At 58.4% G+C, this 21,040-nt stretch carries 20 protein-coding genes and 3 tRNA genes; 12 read left to right on the top strand and 11 right to left on the bottom strand.

Going from position 1 to position 21,040, the window contains the following annotated elements; genetic code table 11:
- Positions 1 to 55 precede the first annotated feature (55 nt).
- Positions 56 to 325: an usg protein gene (locus GOW40_RS08795; RefSeq protein ID WP_171099389.1), complete on the top strand. Its 270-nt coding sequence runs from the start codon at positions 56 to 58 to the stop codon at positions 323 to 325.
- Here the strand turns inward: GOW40_RS08795 and GOW40_RS08790 are convergent.
- Entirely contained in the window at positions 322 to 1,875 is a 1,554-nt protein-coding gene (locus GOW40_RS08790) for a caspase family protein (RefSeq protein WP_171129722.1), read from the bottom strand. The two genes, GOW40_RS08795 and GOW40_RS08790, sit on opposite strands and share 4 nt — an antisense overlap.
- A 188-nt stretch (positions 1,876 to 2,063) precedes the next feature.
- Here GOW40_RS08790 and GOW40_RS08785 point away from each other — a divergent pair, with 188 nt between their 5' ends.
- Positions 2,064 to 2,762 carry a hypothetical protein gene (locus GOW40_RS08785; protein WP_171129720.1) on the top strand — a complete coding sequence of 233 codons (699 nt, stop codon included), beginning with the start codon at positions 2,064 to 2,066 and terminating at the stop codon, positions 2,760 to 2,762.
- Here the strand turns inward: GOW40_RS08785 and GOW40_RS08780 are convergent, their stop codons facing one another.
- Positions 2,763 to 3,716, bottom strand: coding sequence for a radical SAM protein (locus tag GOW40_RS08780; RefSeq protein WP_171129718.1), 954 nt, complete (start codon positions 3,714 to 3,716; stop codon positions 2,763 to 2,765). It lies immediately after the preceding gene.
- A gap of 186 nt (positions 3,717 to 3,902) precedes the next feature.
- Between GOW40_RS08780 and zwf the strand changes: the two genes are divergently transcribed.
- The 4 genes from zwf (at position 3,903) to GOW40_RS08760 (ending at position 9,387) form a co-directional block, all read left to right on the top strand.
- Positions 3,903 to 5,357, top strand: a complete 1,455-nt coding sequence (gene zwf / locus GOW40_RS08775) for a glucose-6-phosphate dehydrogenase (RefSeq protein ID WP_171136448.1) — start codon at positions 3,903 to 3,905, stop codon at positions 5,355 to 5,357.
- Complete coding sequence (gene pgl / locus GOW40_RS08770) at positions 5,354 to 6,025, top strand: 6-phosphogluconolactonase (protein WP_171129713.1); 672 nt, start codon at positions 5,354 to 5,356, stop codon at positions 6,023 to 6,025. The genes zwf and pgl overlap by 4 nt, the downstream gene beginning before the upstream one ends.
- A 5-nt stretch (positions 6,026 to 6,030) precedes the next feature.
- Positions 6,031 to 7,644, top strand: a complete 1,614-nt coding sequence (pgi, locus tag GOW40_RS08765; protein ID WP_171099383.1) for a glucose-6-phosphate isomerase — start codon at positions 6,031 to 6,033, stop codon at positions 7,642 to 7,644.
- Positions 7,645 to 7,764: 120 nt separating this feature from the next.
- Positions 7,765 to 9,387 (top strand): long-chain-fatty-acid--CoA ligase, encoded by a 1,623-nt coding sequence (locus GOW40_RS08760; protein WP_171129711.1) that lies wholly within the window; start codon positions 7,765 to 7,767, stop codon positions 9,385 to 9,387.
- 12 nt (positions 9,388 to 9,399) lie between these two features.
- Here the strand turns inward: GOW40_RS08760 and GOW40_RS08755 are convergent.
- The 3 genes from GOW40_RS08755 to GOW40_RS08745 form a co-directional block, all read right to left on the bottom strand.
- Positions 9,400 to 9,474: transfer RNA gene (locus tag GOW40_RS08755), tRNA-Asn, on the bottom strand.
- 129 nt (positions 9,475 to 9,603) lie between these two features.
- A tRNA-Asn gene (locus GOW40_RS08750) sits at positions 9,604 to 9,678 on the bottom strand.
- Between the two features lie 75 nt (positions 9,679 to 9,753).
- Positions 9,754 to 10,668, bottom strand: a complete 915-nt coding sequence (locus GOW40_RS08745) for an MBL fold metallo-hydrolase (protein ID WP_171129708.1) — start codon at positions 10,666 to 10,668, stop codon at positions 9,754 to 9,756.
- A gap of 45 nt (positions 10,669 to 10,713) precedes the next feature.
- Between GOW40_RS08745 and GOW40_RS08740 the strand changes: the two genes are divergently transcribed.
- Positions 10,714 to 12,033, top strand: a complete 1,320-nt coding sequence (locus GOW40_RS08740; RefSeq protein WP_171129706.1) for an ATP-binding protein — start codon at positions 10,714 to 10,716, stop codon at positions 12,031 to 12,033.
- A gap of 22 nt (positions 12,034 to 12,055) precedes the next feature.
- Here GOW40_RS08740 and GOW40_RS08735 read toward each other — a convergent pair whose 3' ends face one another.
- Both GOW40_RS08735 and GOW40_RS08730 read right to left on the bottom strand, forming a co-directional pair.
- The gene (locus tag GOW40_RS08735; protein ID WP_171129704.1) at positions 12,056 to 12,706 is read right to left on the bottom strand and encodes a sulfotransferase family 2 domain-containing protein; all 651 of its coding nucleotides are present in this window, start codon (positions 12,704 to 12,706) and stop codon (positions 12,056 to 12,058) included.
- Between the two features lie 159 nt (positions 12,707 to 12,865).
- Positions 12,866 to 12,942: transfer RNA gene (locus GOW40_RS08730), tRNA-Ile, on the bottom strand.
- A gap of 107 nt (positions 12,943 to 13,049) precedes the next feature.
- Here GOW40_RS08730 and purM point away from each other — a divergent pair.
- The 3 genes from purM to rnd all read left to right on the top strand — a co-directional run bounded on the left by purM (position 13,050) and on the right by rnd (position 15,960).
- Positions 13,050 to 14,096, top strand: coding sequence for a phosphoribosylformylglycinamidine cyclo-ligase (gene purM / locus GOW40_RS08725; protein ID WP_171136449.1), 1,047 nt, complete (start codon positions 13,050 to 13,052; stop codon positions 14,094 to 14,096).
- Positions 14,093 to 14,689 (top strand): phosphoribosylglycinamide formyltransferase, encoded by a 597-nt coding sequence (gene purN, locus GOW40_RS08720; protein WP_171129700.1) that lies wholly within the window; start codon positions 14,093 to 14,095, stop codon positions 14,687 to 14,689. The genes purM and purN overlap by 4 nt, the downstream gene beginning before the upstream one ends.
- A gap of 113 nt (positions 14,690 to 14,802) precedes the next feature.
- Positions 14,803 to 15,960, top strand: a complete 1,158-nt coding sequence (rnd, locus tag GOW40_RS08715) for a ribonuclease D (protein WP_171129698.1) — start codon at positions 14,803 to 14,805, stop codon at positions 15,958 to 15,960.
- Between the two features lie 7 nt (positions 15,961 to 15,967).
- Here rnd and GOW40_RS08710 read toward each other — a convergent pair whose 3' ends face one another.
- Entirely contained in the window at positions 15,968 to 16,492 is a 525-nt protein-coding gene (locus tag GOW40_RS08710; protein ID WP_171129696.1) for a hypothetical protein, read from the bottom strand.
- 142 nt (positions 16,493 to 16,634) lie between these two features.
- Here GOW40_RS08710 and GOW40_RS08705 point away from each other — a divergent pair, with 142 nt between their 5' ends.
- Positions 16,635 to 17,045, top strand: coding sequence for a SufE family protein (locus GOW40_RS08705; protein WP_171129694.1), 411 nt, complete (start codon positions 16,635 to 16,637; stop codon positions 17,043 to 17,045).
- Here the strand turns inward: GOW40_RS08705 and GOW40_RS08700 are convergent, their stop codons facing one another.
- The 3 genes from GOW40_RS08700 to GOW40_RS08690 form a co-directional block, all read right to left on the bottom strand.
- The gene (locus GOW40_RS08700; RefSeq protein WP_171129692.1) at positions 17,046 to 17,717 is read right to left on the bottom strand and encodes a DUF1638 domain-containing protein; all 672 of its coding nucleotides are present in this window, start codon (positions 17,715 to 17,717) and stop codon (positions 17,046 to 17,048) included.
- A 79-nt stretch (positions 17,718 to 17,796) separates the two neighbouring features.
- Positions 17,797 to 18,834, bottom strand: a complete 1,038-nt coding sequence (locus GOW40_RS08695; RefSeq protein WP_171136450.1) for a Hint domain-containing protein — start codon at positions 18,832 to 18,834, stop codon at positions 17,797 to 17,799.
- Positions 18,835 to 18,978: 144 nt separating this feature from the next.
- Positions 18,979 to 19,677, bottom strand: a complete 699-nt coding sequence (locus GOW40_RS08690; RefSeq protein WP_171099365.1) for a B12-binding domain-containing protein — start codon at positions 19,675 to 19,677, stop codon at positions 18,979 to 18,981.
- Positions 19,678 to 19,954: 277 nt separating this feature from the next.
- On the opposite strand from GOW40_RS08690, the gene GOW40_RS08685 reads away from it, so the two are divergent.
- Positions 19,955 to 21,040 (top strand): PA0069 family radical SAM protein, encoded by a 1,086-nt coding sequence (locus GOW40_RS08685; RefSeq protein ID WP_171129688.1) that lies wholly within the window; start codon positions 19,955 to 19,957, stop codon positions 21,038 to 21,040.

The following is a 21,040-nucleotide window of genomic DNA, read 5'->3' as shown; positions in this document are numbered from 1 at the left end:
TTAGAGGGTTTCGGTGTTACTCTGAGTAGACCTTGCAAGAAAATCGGAGGTCTGAATGGAGCAAAGCGAAACAGAACTGATGCTCAAAGGATATGGGCTGACGACGGCGGAATTCTTCTATCGCATGCCGGATTATATCCACGTGTTGAACACCTTTATCTGGCAGGATTACGATCTGGCGCCGGATCACCCCAAACTGTTCGAATTCATAGATTTCTGGAAGCGCGAGATTGAAGGCCCGCTGCACTCCGTGCGCTTTACCCATCGCAAGATGATCGCGCCCGGGGAATGGCGCAATATGGTGGGTGAGTTTCGGGTTAATTAGGCCCGCCAGGCATAGACGGAACAACCGGTCGAACCGCTTGCGGTAAAGCTCTGGCCATCTGCGGCAAGCCGCCCGCGCCATTTCACGGTAATGGCCGGGAAATAGTCGGTGCCCGAGATCTGCTGTTCGTTCACAAAAATCTCGGTATTGGCTGTCTGGCCCAGCGAGTCTTTCAATTGACCGAAATATTTATTTCCACCTGCCGACGTGTAACGCACCGAACCGGTGACGTTCAGAACAAGGGCGCAGGTGGCTTTGAACTGCCACATGCCTGCCATCGAAAACCCGGTTGTGGGCGCAGGTGCGGGGGCCGAGACCTGACAGATTGTCCCGCTGGCGCTTTGCACTTCTTCCAACGCATGACGCGTGCCCAGATCATCCGCGCCGAGGGTCGAACCGCTGACATCGCGATATTCGGCAAAGGCGCGTCTGGTGCGCGGGCCTGCCAATCCGTCGGCAACGCCCACATTGCAGCCTATGGCATTCAGCGCCTGTTGCGTGGCACGCATCACCTCACGCGAATCCGGAACCAGCGGAGCGGGTGTCGGCGCTGATACGGCGTGTTGCGGTGCCGGATCGTCTTCAGGCGCAGGCGGGTTGCTGAGCGCCAGGGCGTCGCGCAATTGCAGAGCTACCTCATAGGTATAGTTTTCAGATTGCTCATGATATTTCTCAAGAAATGTATCCAACGCTGAAACCGTTCCAACCGAGCGCGCCAGTTCAAGATCTGCGCGCATGGCCTGTACCGGCAAATCCTCGGCCGCCTGATCCTGCGTGACGGCGGGAGAGAAGTAAAACTCTCCAAGCATTTCATCATAATAAGCGGGAATTTGAGTGTGCTGAACCGTTCGCGAAAGATCGCGAACGTCGCGGCGCAAGTCGGCGACCATGCTGCGCAGTTCCAAACCGGGCTCGGACAGACGCGGCAACAGCGCGCGGGTGAAGACGGAATTGGGCTCGGCCTCATCATCGCTGAGCCGGTCCAGCGCCATCTGACCGGCGCCGGCTGAAAAGATCACAAACATGCCCTGCGGCGCGTTGATCCGACCCAGCCCGCGCGTCCGCCCGATGGATCGCCCGGCATGGGTTTCAAACGGGTTGTCCCGGCAGGCATCAATGATGGCGATAGACGTGCGCGCTCCGGTCGCGCGCACGCGGTCCAACAGATTTGACAGCGCGATGGACTCGGATTTGACGAAGTCTGTTTCGCCCGTGGAAGGGGTCAAGATATCCGTGGGCAGCAGGTAATTCTCGCCGTCGATTTCGACACCATGGCCCGCAAAGAACACAAAAGCCGTATCCCCGGCATCGAGCCGGGCGGTGAAATCGGCGATGTGCTGGTTCATGCCGCGCCGGTCCAGATTGAGCCCTTCGATGGTTTCAAACCCCAGGGTTTGCAGTTTGGCCGAGACGGCCTCGGCATCCGCAACGGCCTTTTGCAGATCAATGACCGAATCGTAGTCATTATTGCCGATGACCAAAGCCAACCGTTCCTGCGCCCATACCGGGCAGGCGCTGATCAGCAAGCAAAGCGTCCAAAACCATTTCATTGCCACGTCTCACAAAAACTCAAAGACATTGGCACTCATATCATTGATTTTGGGCGTGATCAGTGAATTTGGTTACGTTAAGCTTTTGTTCGGCCTTTTCGGTTCTTTGGTGCATTTCTTCATAGGTGGGTTTTCGGCCCCGTCTGCCTCGGTTAATAAAACACCGCGCAACCCGGAGGAGTTTTCTTATGTCCAAAGCAATCAGTTTCGCTTTCATCGGGTTGTTGATTGGCACCCCCCTCATGGCTGAAGGCGTTTTGGACAAGATCAAGAAAGGTGCCGAGAATACGGTCGACGCCATTGGTCAAGGTGCGGAAGTTGTTGGAACCACTGTGCAAAAAGGCGCAGCGGCCGTGGACAACACGATAGATTCCACCACAGAGCTTTTGTCGAATGAGGCCACACCAGAGGAAACGCGGGTCAAATTGGACGGGATGGCGAGTGACATTCTGGATCAATTGCTTGTGGAAAACCCCGAGGCAGGTGCGCTGTATGATGTCAGTGCAGGCTATGCCGTTTTCGATTCACGAAAGATAACGGTGTTTCCGGTGTCAGGCGGCTACGGGCGTGGTGTGGCCGTGTCGAAAGAAACCGGCCAACACACCTATATGAATATGGGCACCGGGGGCGTCGGGGCTGCGGTCGGGATCGGCGGCTTTGAAGCCAAGTTCGTGATCTTGTTTGAAACACAAGCCGATTTGGACAACTTCATTGCGCATGGCTATGACGCTACGGCTGAGACCGGAGCGATGTACGGAGAGGAACGCAGCGGCGAGGCTGTGCATTTCACAGATGGCCGCTCTTTCTTTGTGCTGGGCAAAAAAGGCTGGCGGGTGTCTGCCGCTGCGACAGGCACGAAGTTCTGGAAATCACCAGAGCTGAACTGATCAGCCAGAACAGCTGGCCCCGCCCAAGACGCAAAACTTGGCGCAGTGGGGGTGGTTCAGATGCACGTCAGCCTCGGCCTCGGCCAGTGTGTGACCCATTTCAAACTCGGGCGCATAGGGCAGCAAGGTACAGGCCAAAACAGCAGGCTTCTCCGCCCCTTTGCGTTTGACCACCATGCGGGCACTGGCGCACATGACGGCGTCGGGTGATTTGTCCAGTATGCCCCAGCAGGCGGTGGTGATTTCGGGCACTTCGATGTTTTCGTCCATTTCGGGAAACAGCACGGTCTGGCCTGGATCATTGGGATCAATGTCAAACCCGTGTTCGGCAAAGAACGTCGCATAGCCCTGGCGGCTGTCCGCGTCAGTGTCGCCCCAAAGCGTGCGCCCGGCGATGGTCATGTTGAACCCATGATCGCGCAGCCATTGCATGCCGGTCAGGGTCTTGTCGAAACTGCCTCTTCCGCGCTCTTCATCATGCAGTTCGGGGCGGAAATGATCGACCGACACGCGCAAGGTCAGCCTGTCGTTGTGGTCTTTCTGCAGATCCAAAAGCCCGTCGCGCATTTTCCGGCGCATCATCGGGGCCATGGCATTGGTGAGAAGCAAAACCTCGTATCCGCGCTCCAGCGCGGCGCGGGTCATTTCGATCATATCGGGATTCATGAACGGCTCACCACCGGTAAAACCGATCTCACGGATGGGCCAGCCGCGCTCTTCGATCTGGTCAAGATAGTCGCGCACTTCCTCAGCGGTGATATAGACCAGCGCGTCATTGGTGGGGCTGCTTTCGATATAGCAGTTGACGCATTCGATATTGCACAGCGTTCCCGTGTTGAACCACAAGGTCTGCGGGTTGCTGAGTTTGACCGAGGCGCGGGTCTCTCCCAGAGCTGTCACCAATTTGTCTTCGAACTTGCCAATATTGGCGATCTGAGAGGCGCTGTCTTTCATTCCGGCATCCGGTTCCCTGTATTTCTTCGATCGATCTAGGCTGTTCTTATGTGCAGGGAAAGCCGTAGGGCCGGAAACTGACAGAGATTTGATGACGATCAGGGCAGGGGGATGATGCGCGAGAAAACACCGAGCATGATTGCGCTAACATTGGACATGAACCAGAGGGCAAGGTAAGGGAAAGTCATGGTTTCTCGTGTAATCCCCGTTGATCCGTTCGACCTGGTGATTTTTGGCGCGACGGGCGATTTGGCCCAGCGCAAGATCTTGCCTGCGCTGTTCCGCCGTTTTTGCGCCGGGCAATGGCCCGAAGGCACGCAGATCATCGGCGTGGCGCGGCGCGTGCAGGATGACGCAGGTTTTCGAGACGTCGTACGGGCGGCGTTGCACGAGCACGACCCCACCGCGCGGTCCAATGCGCAGTCTGTTGCAGAGTTTTTGCGGCGCGTTCGTTATCTTCCGCTAGATGCGACCCAGGATCAGGGGTGGGGCGACCTCGCGTCTTTGCTGCATGCGGATCGCATTCGGGCCTTTTATTTCTCGGTCGGTCCGTCGCTTTTTGGCCCCTTGGCCGAGCGGATCAAGGCACATGGATTGACGAATGCTCAAACCCGCGTGGTTGTTGAAAAGCCCTTTGGTCATGATCTGGCCAGCGCGCAAGCCTTGAACGCGACGTTGGCGCGGTATTTCCACGAAAGTCAGATCTATCGCATTGATCATTATCTGGGCAAAGAAACCGTTCAGAATCTGATGGCCGTGCGCTTTGGCAATATGTTGTTCGAGCCGCTCTGGAACAGCCAGTACGTCGATCACATCCAGATCACAGTGGCCGAAACCGTAGGGATCGACGGGCGCGAGGACTATTATGAGCGCGCGGGCGCAATGCGGGATATGGTGCAGAACCATCTGATGCAGTTGCTCTGTCTGATCGCCATGGAGCCTCCGGCCAAGTTCGATCCCGATGCGGTGCGCGACGAAAAGCTCAAGGTGATCCGGGCACTGGATACGGTCGAGCCGCATCACATCGTGCGCGGGCAGTTTGAGGGCGGCCAGGATGGCGCAGGGTACCGCGCGGTGGTGGGCAACCCGCGATCCACGACCGAAAGCTATGTTGCGCTGCGGGCGCATGTCAGCAATTGGCGATGGGCGGGCACACCCTTTTATTTGCGCACCGGCAAGCGATTGGTGGCGCGGTCTTCAGTGATCAACGTGATGTTCAAGGACGCGCCGCATTCGATCTTTGGCGCAGCAGCGGGGCGGCATGCCAATATGCTCTCAATCCGTCTGCAACCCAATGAGGGGATCACGCTGAAAGTGACGATCAAGGAACCGGGGCAGGGTGGTATGCGTCTGATCGACGTGCCGCTGGATATGAGCTTTGCCGAGGCATTGGGCCCGGAAAACCAGAACCCGCCCGGCGCATATGAGCGTCTGATCATGGATGTCATCCGCGGCAACCAGACGCTCTTTATGCGCGGTGATGAGGTTGAGGCCGCCTGGGCCTGGACAGATCCGATTATCGCAGGTTGGCACGCGCGTGGCGACGTGCCCAAACCCTATGACAGTGGCAGCACCGGTCCCGGCGACGCCGAGCTGCTGATGAAACGTGATGGTCGCCACTGGCAGGGAATAAACCCATGAATTTTCAGGACTATGCCGACCGTGACATGCTGGCCATTGATGTGGCCAATGTGCTGGCCGGCGATATCGAAGCCGCGCTTTTGCACCATGACATGATCTCGCTTGCGGTGCCGGGGGGCACCACGCCGGGGCCGATCTTTGATGGTCTCTGCGCGGCTGACCTGGAATGGGATAGGGTGCGTGTTCTGCCCACGGACGAACGCTGCGTGCCCAGCGATGACGCCCGTTCGAACGAAAAGCTGATCCGTGAACGGCTGCTGACCAACCGGGCGTCAGTGGCGCAATATGTGCCGCTTTACGTGCCCGGGCGCGAACCCGAGGCCGCTTTGGCCGAGGTTGAGACCCTGCTGGCGCCCGTGCTGCCGTTGTCGGTGCTGGTCTTGGGCATGGGCAAAGATATGCACACCGCGTCGCTGTTTCCCGGCATGGCCGGATTGCTGGACGCGCTGGACAGTCACGCGCCAACCCTGGCCGTGGCCCGCACCGATGCGCAACCCGAGCCGCGTATCACTCTGACCGGGCCGGTTCTGGATGGGGCTTTGTCGAAACATCTGGTGATCTTTGGTGCCTCTAAACGCGAGGCGCTGGAACGCGCGATGACACTTCCACCGGAAGAGGCCCCAATCTCGGCGGTGCTACGCGGTATGACAGTCCATTGGGCGGAGTAGGCGATATGCAACTGGACACACTCAAATCTCTGGCCGCCGCGCGCGCTGAAACATCAATCCTCGATCTGTTCAAAGCAGACAAAGACCGTGCCTCAGGTTTTGCGGCCTCGACTCAGGATCTGCTGTTTGACTATTCCAAGACGCTGATCGACGCAGAGGTCCGCGACGCGCTGATCCAGCTCTGTGATGCGGCAGATCTGGCCGGGCGCCGGGCGGCGATGTTTGGCGGTGAAAAGATCAACGAAACCGAAGGCCGTGCGGTCTTGCACACCGCCCTGCGCAATCTGGATGGCGGTGCGGTCCATGTGGACGGACAGGATGTCATGCCTGCGGTTCTGGATACGCTGCACCGCATGCGCGTCTTTGCCGAAGAGGTGCGCGGCGGAGCGATACAGGGCGTCGGCGGCAGTTTCACCGATGTGGTCAATATCGGGATCGGCGGCTCTGATCTGGGTCCGGTAATGGCGACACATGCATTGGCCCCTTATCATGATGGCCCGCGTGTGCATTACGTCTCGAACGTGGACGGAGCGCATATCGCTGACACTTTGCGCGCGCTGGATCCGAAAACCACCTTGGTGATCGTCGCCTCGAAAACCTTTACCACGATCGAAACTATGACAAACGCGCGCACCGCGCGGGCGTGGATGACCGAAGGTGGTGGCGATCCGTCCCGGCAATTTGCAGCCGTGTCCAGTGCGCTGGACAAGACCGAAAGCTTTGGCATCCCTGCGGACCGGGTATTTGGCTTTGCCGACTGGGTGGGCGGGCGATATTCGGTCTGGGGACCTGTGGGCCTGCCTGTGATGATCGCCGTAGGCTCAAACGCGTTTGACGGGTTCTTGCGCGGTGGGCAGGCGATGGACCTGCATTTCCAAGCCGCAGAATGGCACGAGAACATGCCGGTGATGCTGGCGCTGGTCGGCATCTGGCATCGTCAGGTTCTGGGCTATGCCAGCCGAGCGGTTCTGCCTTACGACCAACGCCTGCTGCGCCTTCCGGCCTATTTCCAGCAGCTGGAAATGGAATCGAACGGCAAATCGGTTGCTATGGACGGCACGGCGTTGACCCTGCCTTCGGGGCCTGTGGTCTGGGGAGAGCCGGGCACAAACGGGCAGCACGCCTTCTACCAGCTGATCCATCAGGGCACCGATGTGATCCCCTGTGACTTCATGGTCGCCGCAGAGGGACACGAGCCCGAACTGGCCCATCACCACCGGCTGCTGCTGGCCAATTGCCTGGCCCAGTCCGAGGCTTTGATGCGCGGTCGATCTTTGGACGAGGCGCGCGCGCTTATGGCGGCCAAAGGGCTGGAGGGGGCTGAACAAGACCGTCAGGCGCGCCACCGTGTGTTCCCGGGCAACCGACCTTCGACCACGTTGATCTATCCCAAGCTCACGCCGTTTGTGCTGGGTCAGATCATTGCGCTTTATGAACACCGTGTCTTTGTCGAAGGGGTGCTGTTGGGCATCAACTCTTTTGATCAATGGGGCGTCGAGTTGGGCAAGGAGTTGGCCACCTCGCTTGGCCCGGTTGTCGATGGCGAGGTTGGAACCGAAGGCAAGGACGGCTCGACTGCGGCTTTGGTCGATTACGCGCTGCGCCACCGTCAAGAATAGGCACCGGTCAAGCCTTGCCTTTAGGGCAGGGCGTATTCTTTTATTGTCAGACAATTGAAACCTTGGCAGGCTGCCAAGGCAAGACCGCTCTTTGGCGGCGCTGACTATGGGAGGATGTCCATGCTGGGACAGATGATGACGCAGCCTTTGCTGATTTCGTCACTGATCGATCACGCCGAACGCTATCACGGGGGCACCGAGATTATCTCGGTCGAAACCGATGGCACCGTGACGCAAACCAACTGGGCCGAGATTGCGCGAAACGCGCGTCGTTTGGCCTCGGCGCTTGGGGCGTTGGGCCTGGAACCACAGGACAGGATCGGAACCCTGGCCTGGAACAATCGGCGTCATCTTGAAATCTACTATGCGGTCTCGGGGGCGGGTTATGTCTGTCACACGGTCAATCCGCGCCTGTTCCCCGAGCAGCTGACCTATATCATCAACCACGCTCAGGATCGGGTGCTGTTCTTTGACGCAACCTTCCTGCCGCTTGTCGCCGCGTTGCAAGAGCATCTGACCGAGGTTCGGCACTTTGTTCTGATGGGGCCGCGCAGCGAAGAGGCCACCGCGCAGGTCAAGGACGTCAAGTTCTATGACGAGTTAATCGAGACGGGCAGCGATGATTTCCAATGGCCCAGCTTTGACGAAAACACCGCATCCAGCCTCTGTTACACCTCGGGCACGACCGGGAACCCCAAGGGCGTGCTCTATTCGCATCGATCAACGGTGCTGCACAGTTTCGCGTCGAATACCAAGGATGTGATCGGTTATTCCGCCCGCGACGTGGTCATGCCCGTTGTGCCGATGTTCCACGTCAATGCCTGGGGGTCGCCCTATGCCTGCGCCATGTCGGGCTCGCGCATGGTGCTGCCGGGGCCGGGGCTGCAAGGTGATGCGCTGGTCAACCTGATCGACACTTATGGTGTGACGCTGGCCATGGGGGTGCCGACGATCTGGCAGGGCCTTCTGGCCTCGGCGGCCAAGTCGGGCTCGAAGCTCGAAAGCTTGCAAAGCACCGTGATCGGTGGCGCTGCATGCCCGCCATCAATGATCGAAACCTTCCGAGAGACCTATGGGGTCGATACCGTCCACGCCTGGGGCATGAGCGAAATGAGCCCATTGGGCAGCGCCAATACGCCTCTGGCCAAACACCTCAACCTGCCTTTGGACGAGCAGCACCGACTGCGGGAAAACCAGGGTCGCCCACCGTTCGGGGTTGAGCTGAAAATCGTCGATGATGATGGCAATGATCTGCCGCATGATGGCGAAACCCAAGGCGATCTGATGGTGCGCGGGCATTGGGTTCTGGACAGCTATTTCCTGATGCAGGATCAGGATCTGCTGCAGGACGGCTGGTTTGCCACCGGTGATGTGGCGACGCTTGACCCAGATGGCTATATGACGATCCGCGACCGGTCGAAGGACATCATCAAATCGGGGGGAGAATGGATCAGCTCGGTCGAATTGGAAAACATCGCTGTCGCGCACCCGAAACTGGCCACTGCTGCTGTGGTCGGCGTGCCCCATCCGAAATGGGATGAGCGCCCGTTGCTGGTGGCCGTGAAGGCCGACGGTGAGGACCCGTCCGAACAGGAATTGCTCGGCTTTTTTGACGGCAAGATCGCCAAATGGCAGGTGCCCGACAAAGTGGTCTTTGTGGATGCGTTGCCCCTGAACGCAACCGGCAAGGTCCTCAAACGCAACCTGCGCGACGACTTCAAAGATGCCTTTTTGGGGTCGTGAAACTAAGGAAATTGGCTCCGGCGGTAGGGATCGAACCTACGACCAATTGATTAACAGTCAACTGCTCTACCGCTGAGCTACGCCGGAACGGTTCGCGCCGTATAGCAACCTGTTTTCACGCCGTCCAGAGGGGGATTTCAGTTTTTTCACCACCTGGCAAACGGCGCAATGCGACCGCAGGTTTGACGGAGTCTTGTGACAGATGATGTTGGAAATTGGCTCCGGCGGTAGGGATCGAACCTACGACCAATTGATTAACAGTCAACTGCTCTACCGCTGAGCTACGCCGGAACTTTCAGCGCGTATAGCAACAGGGATTTTCGGCGTCCAGAGCATAAAACGCGATGGCGCTCAAAAAATCTTGCATCAGCTCAGGCGCTTGAACCGCGCGTGCGCAGACAGAATGCCAACCGGTGCCACGGTGGATTTTCCCGTCAGATCAACAAGATGGGCCAGAACATTGCGCTCGGCGGCTGGCAGAAGCGCCGTTGGCGTGTCGTTGTAGATGCGCCGCGCCAATTGGCCAACATCTGCTGGGCCATCCTCCAGCTCTGTCAGGATCTGGCGTTCCCGTTCCAGGCGATGGGCAATCAGCCAGTCCAAGCGGCCTGCAGGGTCAGTGATCGGTGCTCCGTGGCCTGGGTGAAACACCGACCAGTCGCGGGCGCGCAGTTGGTGGCAGGCTGCCATGAAATCGGTCAGATCTCCGTCTGGTGGTGAGACCAGAGAACTGGCCCAGCCCATCACATGATCTGCGGTAAAACAGATATCGTCCCAGGCCAGTGCAATATGATTGCCCAGATGCCCGGGCGTGTGAATCACCTCAAGCGTGATCCCGTCGCCTTGGACTTTTCCACCATCGTCCAGTTCGATATCGGGGCGAAACGCATGGTCGATGCCCTCACCGCCGCCCACCAAGCCGTTTTGAGCCAGTTCCGTCATCACCGCGCTGCGCCCGGACCCCGCTGCGCCAAAGGCCAGAATCGGAGCACCGGTCTCGGCGGCAAGCGGGGCGGCCAGAGGAGAATGATCCAGGTGGGTATGGGTGACAATGATGTGGCTGATGCGCTGATGCGGCTGTATCGCATCCAGAATGGCTTGCAAATGCGGCGCGCTCTGTGGGCCGGGATCGATGACAATCACGTCGCCGGTACCCAGCAAATACGTGTTGGTGCCCCGATAGGTCATGGGCGAAGGGTTGGGCGCCAGGATCCTTTGCAGCCCCGGCGACAGCGTCTCGGGCTGGCCCGGGACAGGGTTGAAATCATCAGGGGCCTGCATCGTCACCTCTTCCTCTTGTCCGGGTGGCTCGCTAGGGTTTAGCTCATGTGGACGCAATGGCTCAAACGTTATATGCCGCGCAGCCTTTACGCGCGTGCCGCCTTGATTTTGGTTCTGCCGGTGGTGGTTGTGCTGCTGGTGGTTTCGATCGCCTTTGTGCAGAAACATCTTGAGGATGTGACCGGGCAGATGACTGATAGCACCTCGCGTGAGATTGACCTTGTTCTCGATGCGATGGCCGATGTCGAAACCCAGCAGCAAGCGCTCGCCGCCGCGCGGGCCGATCTGGCCGCGTTGCAGATGAGCGCCCGTTTTCTGGGCCTGAGTGAGGTGCCCGATCAGGGGCGGAGGCGTTGGTACGACTTTATCGCCCCGCAGGTCGATGCGGATTTGACGGCACGATACCCGCAGCTTGTTGCGCTGGCATTGCCAAATGGCCGTGAGGCACATCTGTATTTCGAAACCTCATTGGGGATTTTGGAACTCAGCTTTGACCGACGTCGCTTGTCCCCTGTGGCTCCACATCAGTTGATCGTGACGGTGGTTGCCTTTGGGATTCTAATGACCTCGATCTCGTTTCTCTACATGCGCAACCAACTGCGCCCGATTACCCGTTTGGCGGATGCGGCGCAGGCTTTTGGACGCGGCAGAACCGTTCCTTATGCGCCCAGTGGCGCGCTGGAGGTGCGCGCAGCGGGCAACGCTTTTCTGGACATGCGCGCGAGGATCGAACGGCAAATCGAACAGCGCACATTGATTCTGTCCGGCGTCAGCCATGATTTACGCACACCGTTGACGCGGTTGAAACTGGGGCTGTCGCTCTTGCCGGAAGACGAGGCCAAGCCGATGCTGAAAGACGTTGACGAGATGCAGTCGCTTCTGGATGCGTTTCTGGAGTTTTCGCGCGGGGCCTCGGAGGTCGCACCGCAAGAGGTTGATCCAGTCGAATGGTTGGGCCAGATCATCGATGACGCCCAGCGGGCGGGTCACAAGGCAGAGCTTGTCTCGGTCGAAGGGCAGGGCAACGTGATGCTGCGCCCCACAGCGATGCGACGGGCGGTTGAGAACCTGATCGGCAATGCCGTCCGGTACGGAGATCGGGCCGAGATCAGCCTGACGGTGACCAACAAGTCCATGCGTATACGGGTCGAAGATGACGGACCGGGCATTCCGTTGGAACAGCGCACCGAAGCGGTGAAACCATTCACCCGTCTGGACGCGTCACGCAACCAGAACCAAGGCAGCGGTGTTGGTCTGGGGTTGGCCATCGTGGCCGACATCGCCCGTGCCCATGGCGGCACCTTGCGCTTGGGAGCAAGCCAGAAACTGGGCGGGCTGTGTGCGGATATTGTGATTGCTCGGTAAAGTGCCGTAACGGTGTGCGAATCTAGAATTCCCAGCCGAAGGCTTTGATCTCACTGGCGTAAACCGTCGCAACCATATCGCGTAGCTCATCATCGTAATAGTCACGATAGTGCAGCTTTTCCTTGTCGCGGAATTGGCCTTTCAGGCGGGGTAATTCTTCGGTTTGCAAGTCGAGTTTCTCGCAAAGTTGATTGAAATCATCCGTCAGTCTTTCATGGCGCAGGTACACGTCGGCAACCGGCGCGCCATCGATAAAATAGATGTGGGTATCGCGACCATTGCGATTCGAATTGCGCATGAAGTCCCGGAATTTGGCAATGATCTCGGCTTTCGGCAGGGACGAAACAGAGCGGTTGTTGAAGTGAAAGAAGGATACGGTTTTGTCCCAAGGGTTCCGAATATTGCAGATCTTGGTGTAGCCATCCCAGATCTCTGGAGAAACAAGTGCCTTGATTTCGGATGCTGTCATATGCGCAAACCAGGTATTGCGCGTTTCGGGATTGGGACCGCGACCGCCAACGACACCAGCGTCGGTGACAATCTGGTCAAAAGGATCGGCCGGAAAGCTGAAACCCTGCGGCACACAGTATTTTTGCAGCAACACCTCGACAGATGTACCGGCAGTCTTGGTCGTCTTGATGAAAATGAACTTCTTTGTGTGGGAAATCAGCATCCTAATGCTCGTTTCATTGGCGAAAAAACCTTTGGTTTGGGCGCCTTATAAGCCAAGTCGGCACCAGCTGCAGCCGAAATTTCGATCAGAACCACTGATGACGTATCAAAGCCATGCAGAGCATAGTCATCCCAATCTCAGTCACCGGCGGTGAGATCGTGGTAGGCCCGGAGGGACTCGAACCCCCAACCAAAGCGTTATGAGCGCTCTGCTCTAACCAATTGAGCTACAGGCCCGCCTGAGCGCCTTGGGTATCACGATCAGGCCCCGCGTCAAGCCTGACCGTTGCATGACGGCGCACAATCGACTAACCCGCGCGCAACACAGTCACAAGGGGTCGGCCATGACAGCGGGCAAGAACGGAATCACCTATGCGGATGCGGGTGTGGATATTGATGCGGGCAACGCTCTGGTCGACCGGATCAAACCTGCGGCCAAACGCACCAACCGTCCGGGGGTGATGAGCGGCCTGGGAGGCTTTGGTGCGCTGTTTGATCTGAAAGCGGCCGGATATGACGACCCGATTCTTGTGGGCGCTACGGATGGTGTCGGCACCAAGCTGCGGATTGCAATCGATACTGGCGTGGTCGATGGCGTCGGCATCGATCTGGTGGCCATGTGCGTCAACGATCTGATCTGCCAAGGGGCCGAGCCGCTGTTTTTCCTCGACTATTTTGCCACCGGCAAACTGGATACGGACACAGCGGCACGCATCATCGAAGGTATCGCTGAAGGCTGTGCGCAATCCGGCTGCGCTTTGATCGGTGGAGAGACCGCCGAGATGCCCGGCATGTATCCTGATGGTGACTTCGACCTGGCCGGTTTCTCGGTCGGCGCGATGGAGCGTGGGGCCGCATTGCCCGACGGCGTGACATCGGGTGACGTTCTGCTGGGGCTGGCCTCGAACGGGGTGCATTCGAACGGGTATTCTCTGGTGCGCAAACTGGTCGAGCTTTCGGGCCTGGGCTGGGATGCCGCATCTCCGTTCGGCGATGACACTCTGGGGGCCGCGCTGCTGACGCCCACGCGGCTTTATGTAAGACCGGCCTTGGCGGCGATCCGGGCCGGGGGTGTACACGCGCTGGCCCATGTCACCGGTGGTGGACTGACCGAGAACCTGCCGCGGGTCTTGCCTGAGGGGCTGGGCGCAAAGATCTATCTGGACAGCTGGGATCTGCCTGCCGTCTTTGGCTGGATGGCGCAGGTGGGCGGAATTGCCGAAGCCGAGATGCTCAAGACTTTCAATTGCGGGATCGGGATGATCGTAGTCTGTGAAGCGGAACAAGCCGATGCCCTGACCACGTTGCTGACCGAGGCTGGCGAGACCGTCGCCCGGATTGGTGCGGTGACGGATGTGCCCGGCGTGACCTATGCGGGTAAGCTCTTGTGAGCCAAAAACGCGTCGCCATTCTGCTCTCGGGCGGTGGGTCGAACATGGTGTCGCTGGTCGACAGCATGGTTGGCGACCACCCGGCGCGGCCGTGTCTGGTGCTGTCGAATGACGCCAATGCCGGAGGCCTGAAGAAAGCCGCAGACAGGGGCATCCCCACGGCAGCGGTGGATCACCGACCCTATAGGGGTGATCGTCCCGCCTTTGAGGCGGAGTTGATCAAGCCGCTGCTGGCCGCGCGACCCGATATCATTTGTCTGGCTGGGTTCATGCGGGTGCTGACCGGCGATTTCGTCTCACAGTTTCAGGGGCGTATGTTGAACATTCACCCCTCACTGCTGCCGAAATACAAGGGCCTGCACACTCATGCCCGGGCGATCGAGGCAGGCGACGCAGAGCATGGCTGCACTGTCCATGAGGTCACAGCTGCGCTGGACGACGGCCCCATCCTGGGACAGGCGCGGGTTGTGATCGCGCCAGACGATACGCCAGAAAGCTTGGCGGCCCGCGTTCTGACCTGGGAACACAAGCTCTATCCGGCGGTGCTGCGCCGCTTTGCCGTTGCGGACAGGACACCCGTTCTTCTGCCTTGATCCTTGGGTGATTTACACCCGCCCGATATTCGGCTTATGGTCGCCCTCAGCGCTCGGGATGAGGATGGACAATCGGGCAGTTATCTAAAGCAAAACCAAGACTAGCACGGCGTATGAAAACCCTGACAACCACGCAAGAGCTGGCCGATTTCTGTGAAACGGCGGCACAATACCCTTACGTTACCGTAGACACCGAGTTCCTGCGTGAACGGACCTATTATTCCAAGCTGTGTTTGGTGCAATTGGCCTATCCCTCGGACGACCCAGACAGTGCGGTTCTTGTGGACCCGCTGGCCGACGGCATCTCACTCGACCCGCTGTACCAGCTGTTTCAGAACGACACGGTGGTCAAAGTGTTCCACGCAGCCCGCCAGGACCTTGAGATATTCTGGGTTGAGGCCGGTATCTTTCCCACACCGATGTTCGACACACAGGTCGCGGCCATGGTCTGTGGGTTTGGTGAGCAGGTTGGCTATGAAACGCTTGTGCGCAAGATCTGCAAGGAAGGTGTCGACAAGACCTCGCGCTTTACCGACTGGTCACGCAGGCCGCTGACTGACGCGCAGAAAACCTATGCACTGGCCGACGTGACGCATCTGCGCAAGATCTATGAACATCTGGCAACACAGTTGGACAAGTCACGGCGCAGCCATTGGGTGGCGGAAGAGTTGCGGATCCTGACCAACCCGGCGACCTACGATATTCGTCCCGAGGATGCTTGGCGCCGTGTCAAGACACGTACGAACTCAGCAAAGTTTCTGGCCGTGGTGCGCGAGTTGGCCCATTTCCGAGAGGCCCACGCGCAGGAAAACAACGTTCCACGCAGCCGCGTCTTCAAGGACGATGCTTTGATCGAGATGGCATCGACCAAACCGAAATCCATGGGTGATTTGGGACGGTCGCGCCTGTTGCTTCGCGAGGCCCGTAAAGGGGTGATCGCCGATGGTATTCTGGCCGCAGTCAAACGGGGTATGGATTGCCCACCGGATCAATTGCCTAAACCTGACAACAGCCGCGAAAACCTGAAAGTGAACCCGGCGCTTGCGGATTTGCTGCGCGTCTTGCTGAAATCCAAAACCGAAAGCGCTGGCGTTGCGGCCAAGCTGATTGCCTCAAGTGCTGAATTGGATCAGATCGCGGCAGGAGAGCGCGACGTGCCCGCGATGACCGGATGGCGGTTCGAAGTGTTTGGCGAAGACGCTTTGAAGCTGTGCGAAGGTAAGATCGCCCTCGCGGCCAAAGGCTCGGCCGTCGAGGTTGTCAGCTTATAGATTGCGGTTAGCGCCTGCGTGATTCCAGCGCGTTTTGTTGCCCGACCACTCGGATCAGCCGAATACCCTGCAAGTCCTGCGTGCTGAGATTTGCCGCATCCGACACCGTGCGGGATTGCACGCTGCCTTGGCGGGTTGCGAAGTCGGGATAGTTCACGCGGAAAGAATACTCGATGATACCGTTTGCGGTGTTCTCTTCCGAGACCACGCGCCGCAACTCGGCGTCAAATGCACCTTGGCGGATCGCGGTTCCCGACGCATAGATGATTGCGCCATGTGGGGTCGGGTCGATGCGAAGCTCATCAATGATCGCAATAGGAACGGTGGTGTCTTGCGCCTCAGGCCGTGAAAACAATCCGAGACTGTCCGAGTCTTGCGGGATCAGGGCGTTGGCATCGTCAGGCGAGACCTCGACCGGGGCAGGGTCGCTGCGTCCGAACCAATTCGAGGGGTTCGCCCGAGAGTTGCCCCAATTTCCACAGGCTGAAAGCAAAACCGTGGCAACGAGCAGAGCGGACAGATTTTTGTACATGGGCCCCAACATTTAGCACTAATTCACCCGCACCGGATTAGCCTAATTCCGCAGCTTTGAAAACCCGCGCAAGGGGTGGACAGTCGGCAAAGGCGGGCCTAGGTCTCAGTTGTGAACACGAACCGCTAGAAAGAGCCGCACCATGGCAACGCCCGCCTTTGAAGAGATCGTTGAAGATTTTGAGTTTCTGGACGATTGGGAAGATCGCTATCGCCATGTGATCGATCAGGGCAAAGCGATGCAGCGATTGGATGACGCGCTTAAGGTTCCGGCAACAAAGGTTGATGGCTGCGCGAGCCAGGTCTGGCTTCATCCCGTTGTTGAAGGGGGCGTTTTCCGGTTTGATGGCGATAGTGATGCTTTGATTGTGCGCGGGCTTATCGCGGTTCTGCGTTGTCTTTATAACGGGTTGCCGGTTGCCGAGGTGCCTGGTGTCGATGCTGCCGCCGAGCTGGCGCGGCTTGGTCTGAACGATCACCTGTCGGCGCAGCGTTCGAACGGGCTGCGCGCGATGATCGAACGCATTCGCGAGGTTGCACAGGCAACCGCCTGATCACTCACTCTGGGACAACGGCCTGGCGGCCCAGTCGGACAAGGTGGTTTCCAGATCGCCATAGCCAGTCAGGCGACGCTCGAAAGCCAGTCCCATGCGCTGTGCGCAGTCCTGCGCGCGCCGTGTCAGTTCCGGGTCGTCTGTCTGAGCCTGATAGACAAGCTTGGTGTAATTGCCGAAATACATGTCACGCAGTTCGGGATGACGATCCAGGCCCAGCGGTTTCCAGACAAAGGCGTCAAACTGACGGGCCAGAAAATCTGTCAGGTAGAATGCCGTGGTCTCATCCTCACCATGGGCCGCGAAGGTGTCATTGCCTTCGAAGAAGGAATAACAATGTGGCCCCTGGATCATCTCGACATTCAGCTTTTCGCAAGCCTTCTGCAACATCCCGCCGGTGCCACAATCTGCATAGACCACGTAGACCTGTTCATAGCTGTCGCGGTGTTTGGCAATGGCGTCCTCAACCGCTTGCGTGATCTTTTCGGGATGCACGTGCAAAATCGCGGGCAGGCAGGTCAGCGCGATGTGATCCCAGCCGTTGCGGTTTTTCAGATCAAGGATCTCGCGCGCAAGTGCTCCGCAGGCGATCAGCAGGATCCGACCACCGGTGTTGGTGGAAAACGTGTTGTTGGTCAGTTGGGTCGGGTCGGGCAGGGTGTCGTTGGGCATTTTGGGGGGCTTTCAGCTGCGCTTGGGCCACAGAACGACGATTGGGGCACCAAGGCAAGCCTTGCACCGACATCTTTTTCTAGCCCACCGACGCCTGTGTTTCGCTCCGGGCCAGCAAAGGCCGTGCTGTGGTGCCATAGGCGGCAAGCCCTTCCGTCTGCAACTCGGGGAACAAGCTTAGGATTTCAGAGCGCGCCTTTCGATCCAGACTGTTCCAGCCCTGAGCACCGGGATGAAAGCTTTCGGTCAAACATCCCTCGGACCAGATCAATTCATGCTGGTCGAACATCAGGTGGACATAGGTGACCATTCCGCCATCTATCAGCATAATATCATCGCCATTCACCAGATGTTTGGCCGGAGCCAGCGCTTCGGCATATCCGCTGCAAAGCTCGCCCCTGAAGTCGTTCAGCAAAACCCGATGTTGCTGCGATACCCGTAAATCGCGTGTATTTCCCAAGGCGTGAGCCTTGAACAGAATCGGTGCAAAAGCGCCTTCGGCTGGTACTGTGCGCTGCCCAATCCATCGAACGGGTTGAAACCCATGATCCAGAGTGCGAACCCCGTCGCCCGCGCGGATGGTTTCGATCGCACTGATACCCGTTTCGGTTTCGATCCGTGTGCCCATGGTAAAGCAGGTCACCAGATCCCAGTCTTCACGCACAGAACCCAGCCCGCTGAACCGGTTGCCAGCAAGCCCGTCAAGCGAGATGGATTGGATCGGCTTCGCCTCAAGCGCGGCTTGATCCGCATTGTCCGAGAGTTCCGGTGCGAGATAGGTGTCTCCGGTAGTGTCCTGAACGATAACGGCCGAAAACGTATCTGTTGAGCCATCGGAATAGGTCAGAGTTGCCTGATAAACCGCCGTGCCATCAACGGTCTGCGGCGGGCCGCCATCGATTGAGAACTGATCATTCGAAATGGCGTTGTTCATGTTGTAAACGCCCCTCGGATTGCCAACCGGTGACCAGGTCACCGCGTTGCTGAACAAGGCGTTCCCCGGGCCGCCAAAGCTTTGCCCCACCAGCGCGGCGGCGTTTTCGGCGGTTGTGTTTCCTTCAAACGTGTCAATGTCTGACAGGTTACCCAACGAAATTACGGTGAATGTCGTCTGCACAAGAACCTCAAAGCTGCTTCCGCTCTTGTGTAACGGCAGGCCGGTTTAAAAGATGTTAAGCGCGAGGCGACGCAAGGCATCTCGTGGCCCAAAAAAAGAAGCCGCCCGAAACCGGACGGCCCATTGCAGAAATTGTGAGGGGTTTTAGCCAGCCAATTGATTGTGGCGGCGAGATACGAATTCCTTCGCAGTCTCAACGGCCACCGCGGCATCGCGGCAATAGGCATCGGCTCCAATGGCCTTGCCGAACTCTTCGTTCAGGGGCGCACCGCCCACCAGAACGATGTAATCATCGCGCAGGCCTTGTTCGACCATCGTGTCGATCACGACCTTCATGTAAGGCATTGTGGTTGTCAGCAGTGCGGACATTCCCAGAATATCAGGCTTCTCGGTCTCGAGCGCTTCCAGATAGTTTTCGACCGGGTTGTTGATGCCCAGATCAACCACTTCAAAGCCTGCGCCTTCCATCATCATCGACACCAGGTTCTTGCCGATGTCGTGGATGTCGCCCTTGACGGTACCAATCACCATCTTGCCCACACGAGGGGCCCCGGTTTCGGCCAGAAGCGGCTTGAGAATGGCCATTCCGCCCTTCATCGCATTGGCGGCCAACAGAACTTCGGGCACAAACAGAATACCGTCCCGGAAATCATGGCCCACGATGGTCATCCCGCCGACCAGAGCCTTGGTCAGGATGTCATAAGGCATCCACCCGCGCTCGAGCAAGATGTTGGTGCCTTCTTCGATCTCTTCCTTCAGACCGTCATAGAGGTCGTCGAACATCTGTTCGACAAGCTCTTCGTCGTTCAGTTCGGACAGGACGATATCTTCTTCGTCGGACATGGAGCGTATTCCCGAGCTTTGGGGCCAAGCGGCCCACAGTGGCTATATTTTCCGTTTTTGGCCATTTCGTCGCAGAAACACTGTGTCGATTGCGACCATGGCCGTTCTCAGACCGACCTTTATGACAGTTAAGCTGATGTTGCAGTAGAATAGTTTACAAGATGATCTAGCGGAAATTTCATCTTAGCTGGGGGCTTTGCGGAGTTTTGACTGCGCAGGGGCGCCACGCGGTCAAGGCTTGTCAGGCCCTTTGGTGTCGCGTAAGACTGAAGGTGAAATGAGAACAAAAAGCGAACAGATTGGGTCGGCGATACCGATCGGGCGGGGCGCTGGGTCGAACACCACAGGTCGGTTCGAACCCCTGTCGGTCACGCCAGTCTCAGATGATTGGGACCTGCCGGAAGACCTGCCGCCTTTGCGCACCGAGGTCAGCGACGAGGTGGCGCGCAGCCTGATCAGCTATAACCGATCTCCGGATCTGCCCTTTGACCGGTCGATCAACCCGTACCGCGGATGCGAACATGGCTGTGTCTATTGTTTCGCACGGCCCAGCCATGCCTATCTGGGGTTGTCGCCCGGGTTGGATTTCGAGACGCGCTTAATTGCCCGACCGAATGCCGCCGAGGTCTTGCGGCGCGAGCTGTCGGCGAAATCTTACAAGGTGGCGACGCTGGCGCTTGGAACCAATACAGACCCGTATCAGCCCATCGAGAAAAAGCGCGAGATAACAAGGGAATGCCTGCAGGTTTTAAGCGCGTTCAAGCACCCGCTGGGGATCGTGACCAAAGGGTCGCTGATCGAACGAGATATCGACATTCTGGCCCCTATGGCCGCACAAGGTCTGGTGCGTGTCGGCATCTCTCTGACCACGCTTGATGCCGGTCTCAGCCGCCGGATGGAGCCTCGGGCGCCCTCGCCAAAGCGCCGGTTACGGATGATCGAACGGCTGAGCCAGGCGGGTATTCCGGTGCGGGTGATGACGTCTCCGGTGGTTCCCGGACTAACCGATCATGAGTTGGAAAGCCTTTTGGAGGCCGGTCAACAGGCAGGCGCGGACGCGGCCAGTTGGATCATGCTGCGTCTTCCGCGTGAGGTGTCACAGCTCTGGCAGGAGTGGCTGGCCGAACATGAGCCGGGCCGGGCCGAAAAGGTCATGGCGCGCCTGCGTGAGATGCATGGAGGGCGGGATTACGACCCGCGTTGGGGTCATCGGATGCGCGGAGAAGGGATCTATGCCCAGATGATTGCCCAACGGTTCAAGGCGGCAGTCAAACGCCTGGGGTTAAGAACAAAATCACCCCCATTGCGCTGTGATCTGTTCGCAAGACCGGCACAGGCGGGGGACCAGTTGTCGCTGTTCTAA

This window comes from Ruegeria sp. HKCCA6707 (assembly GCF_013033515.1).
Lineage (GTDB): Bacteria > Pseudomonadota > Alphaproteobacteria > Rhodobacterales > Rhodobacteraceae > Ruegeria.
This window is presented reverse-complemented; position numbering and strand designations above follow the sequence as displayed.

Excerpts from the sequence above, each read along its gene's own strand:
- GOW40_RS08795 (WP_171099389.1), top strand. The coding sequence starts at position 56 with ATGGAGCAAAGCGAAACAGAACTGATGCTCAAAGGATATGGGCTGACG.
- GOW40_RS08790 (WP_171129722.1), bottom strand. The coding sequence starts at position 1,875 with ATGAAATGGTTTTGGACGCTTTGCTTGCTGATCAGCGCCTGCCCGGTA.
- GOW40_RS08785 (WP_171129720.1), top strand. The coding sequence starts at position 2,064 with ATGTCCAAAGCAATCAGTTTCGCTTTCATCGGGTTGTTGATTGGCACC.
- GOW40_RS08780 (WP_171129718.1), bottom strand. The coding sequence starts at position 3,716 with ATGAAAGACAGCGCCTCTCAGATCGCCAATATTGGCAAGTTCGAAGAC.
- zwf (WP_171136448.1), top strand. The coding sequence starts at position 3,903 with ATGGTTTCTCGTGTAATCCCCGTTGATCCGTTCGACCTGGTGATTTTT.
- pgl (WP_171129713.1), top strand. The coding sequence starts at position 5,354 with ATGAATTTTCAGGACTATGCCGACCGTGACATGCTGGCCATTGATGTG.
- pgi (WP_171099383.1), top strand. The coding sequence starts at position 6,031 with ATGCAACTGGACACACTCAAATCTCTGGCCGCCGCGCGCGCTGAAACA.
- GOW40_RS08760 (WP_171129711.1), top strand. The coding sequence starts at position 7,765 with ATGCTGGGACAGATGATGACGCAGCCTTTGCTGATTTCGTCACTGATC.
- GOW40_RS08745 (WP_171129708.1), bottom strand. The coding sequence starts at position 10,668 with ATGCAGGCCCCTGATGATTTCAACCCTGTCCCGGGCCAGCCCGAGACG.
- GOW40_RS08740 (WP_171129706.1), top strand. The coding sequence starts at position 10,714 with ATGTGGACGCAATGGCTCAAACGTTATATGCCGCGCAGCCTTTACGCG.
- GOW40_RS08735 (WP_171129704.1), bottom strand. The coding sequence starts at position 12,706 with ATGCTGATTTCCCACACAAAGAAGTTCATTTTCATCAAGACGACCAAG.
- purM (WP_171136449.1), top strand. The coding sequence starts at position 13,050 with ATGACAGCGGGCAAGAACGGAATCACCTATGCGGATGCGGGTGTGGAT.
- rnd (WP_171129698.1), top strand. The coding sequence starts at position 14,803 with ATGAAAACCCTGACAACCACGCAAGAGCTGGCCGATTTCTGTGAAACG.
- GOW40_RS08710 (WP_171129696.1), bottom strand. The coding sequence starts at position 16,492 with ATGTACAAAAATCTGTCCGCTCTGCTCGTTGCCACGGTTTTGCTTTCA.
- GOW40_RS08705 (WP_171129694.1), top strand. The coding sequence starts at position 16,635 with ATGGCAACGCCCGCCTTTGAAGAGATCGTTGAAGATTTTGAGTTTCTG.
- GOW40_RS08700 (WP_171129692.1), bottom strand. The coding sequence starts at position 17,717 with ATGCCCAACGACACCCTGCCCGACCCGACCCAACTGACCAACAACACG.
- GOW40_RS08690 (WP_171099365.1), bottom strand. The coding sequence starts at position 19,677 with ATGTCCGACGAAGAAGATATCGTCCTGTCCGAACTGAACGACGAAGAG.
- GOW40_RS08685 (WP_171129688.1), top strand. The coding sequence starts at position 19,955 with ATGAGAACAAAAAGCGAACAGATTGGGTCGGCGATACCGATCGGGCGG.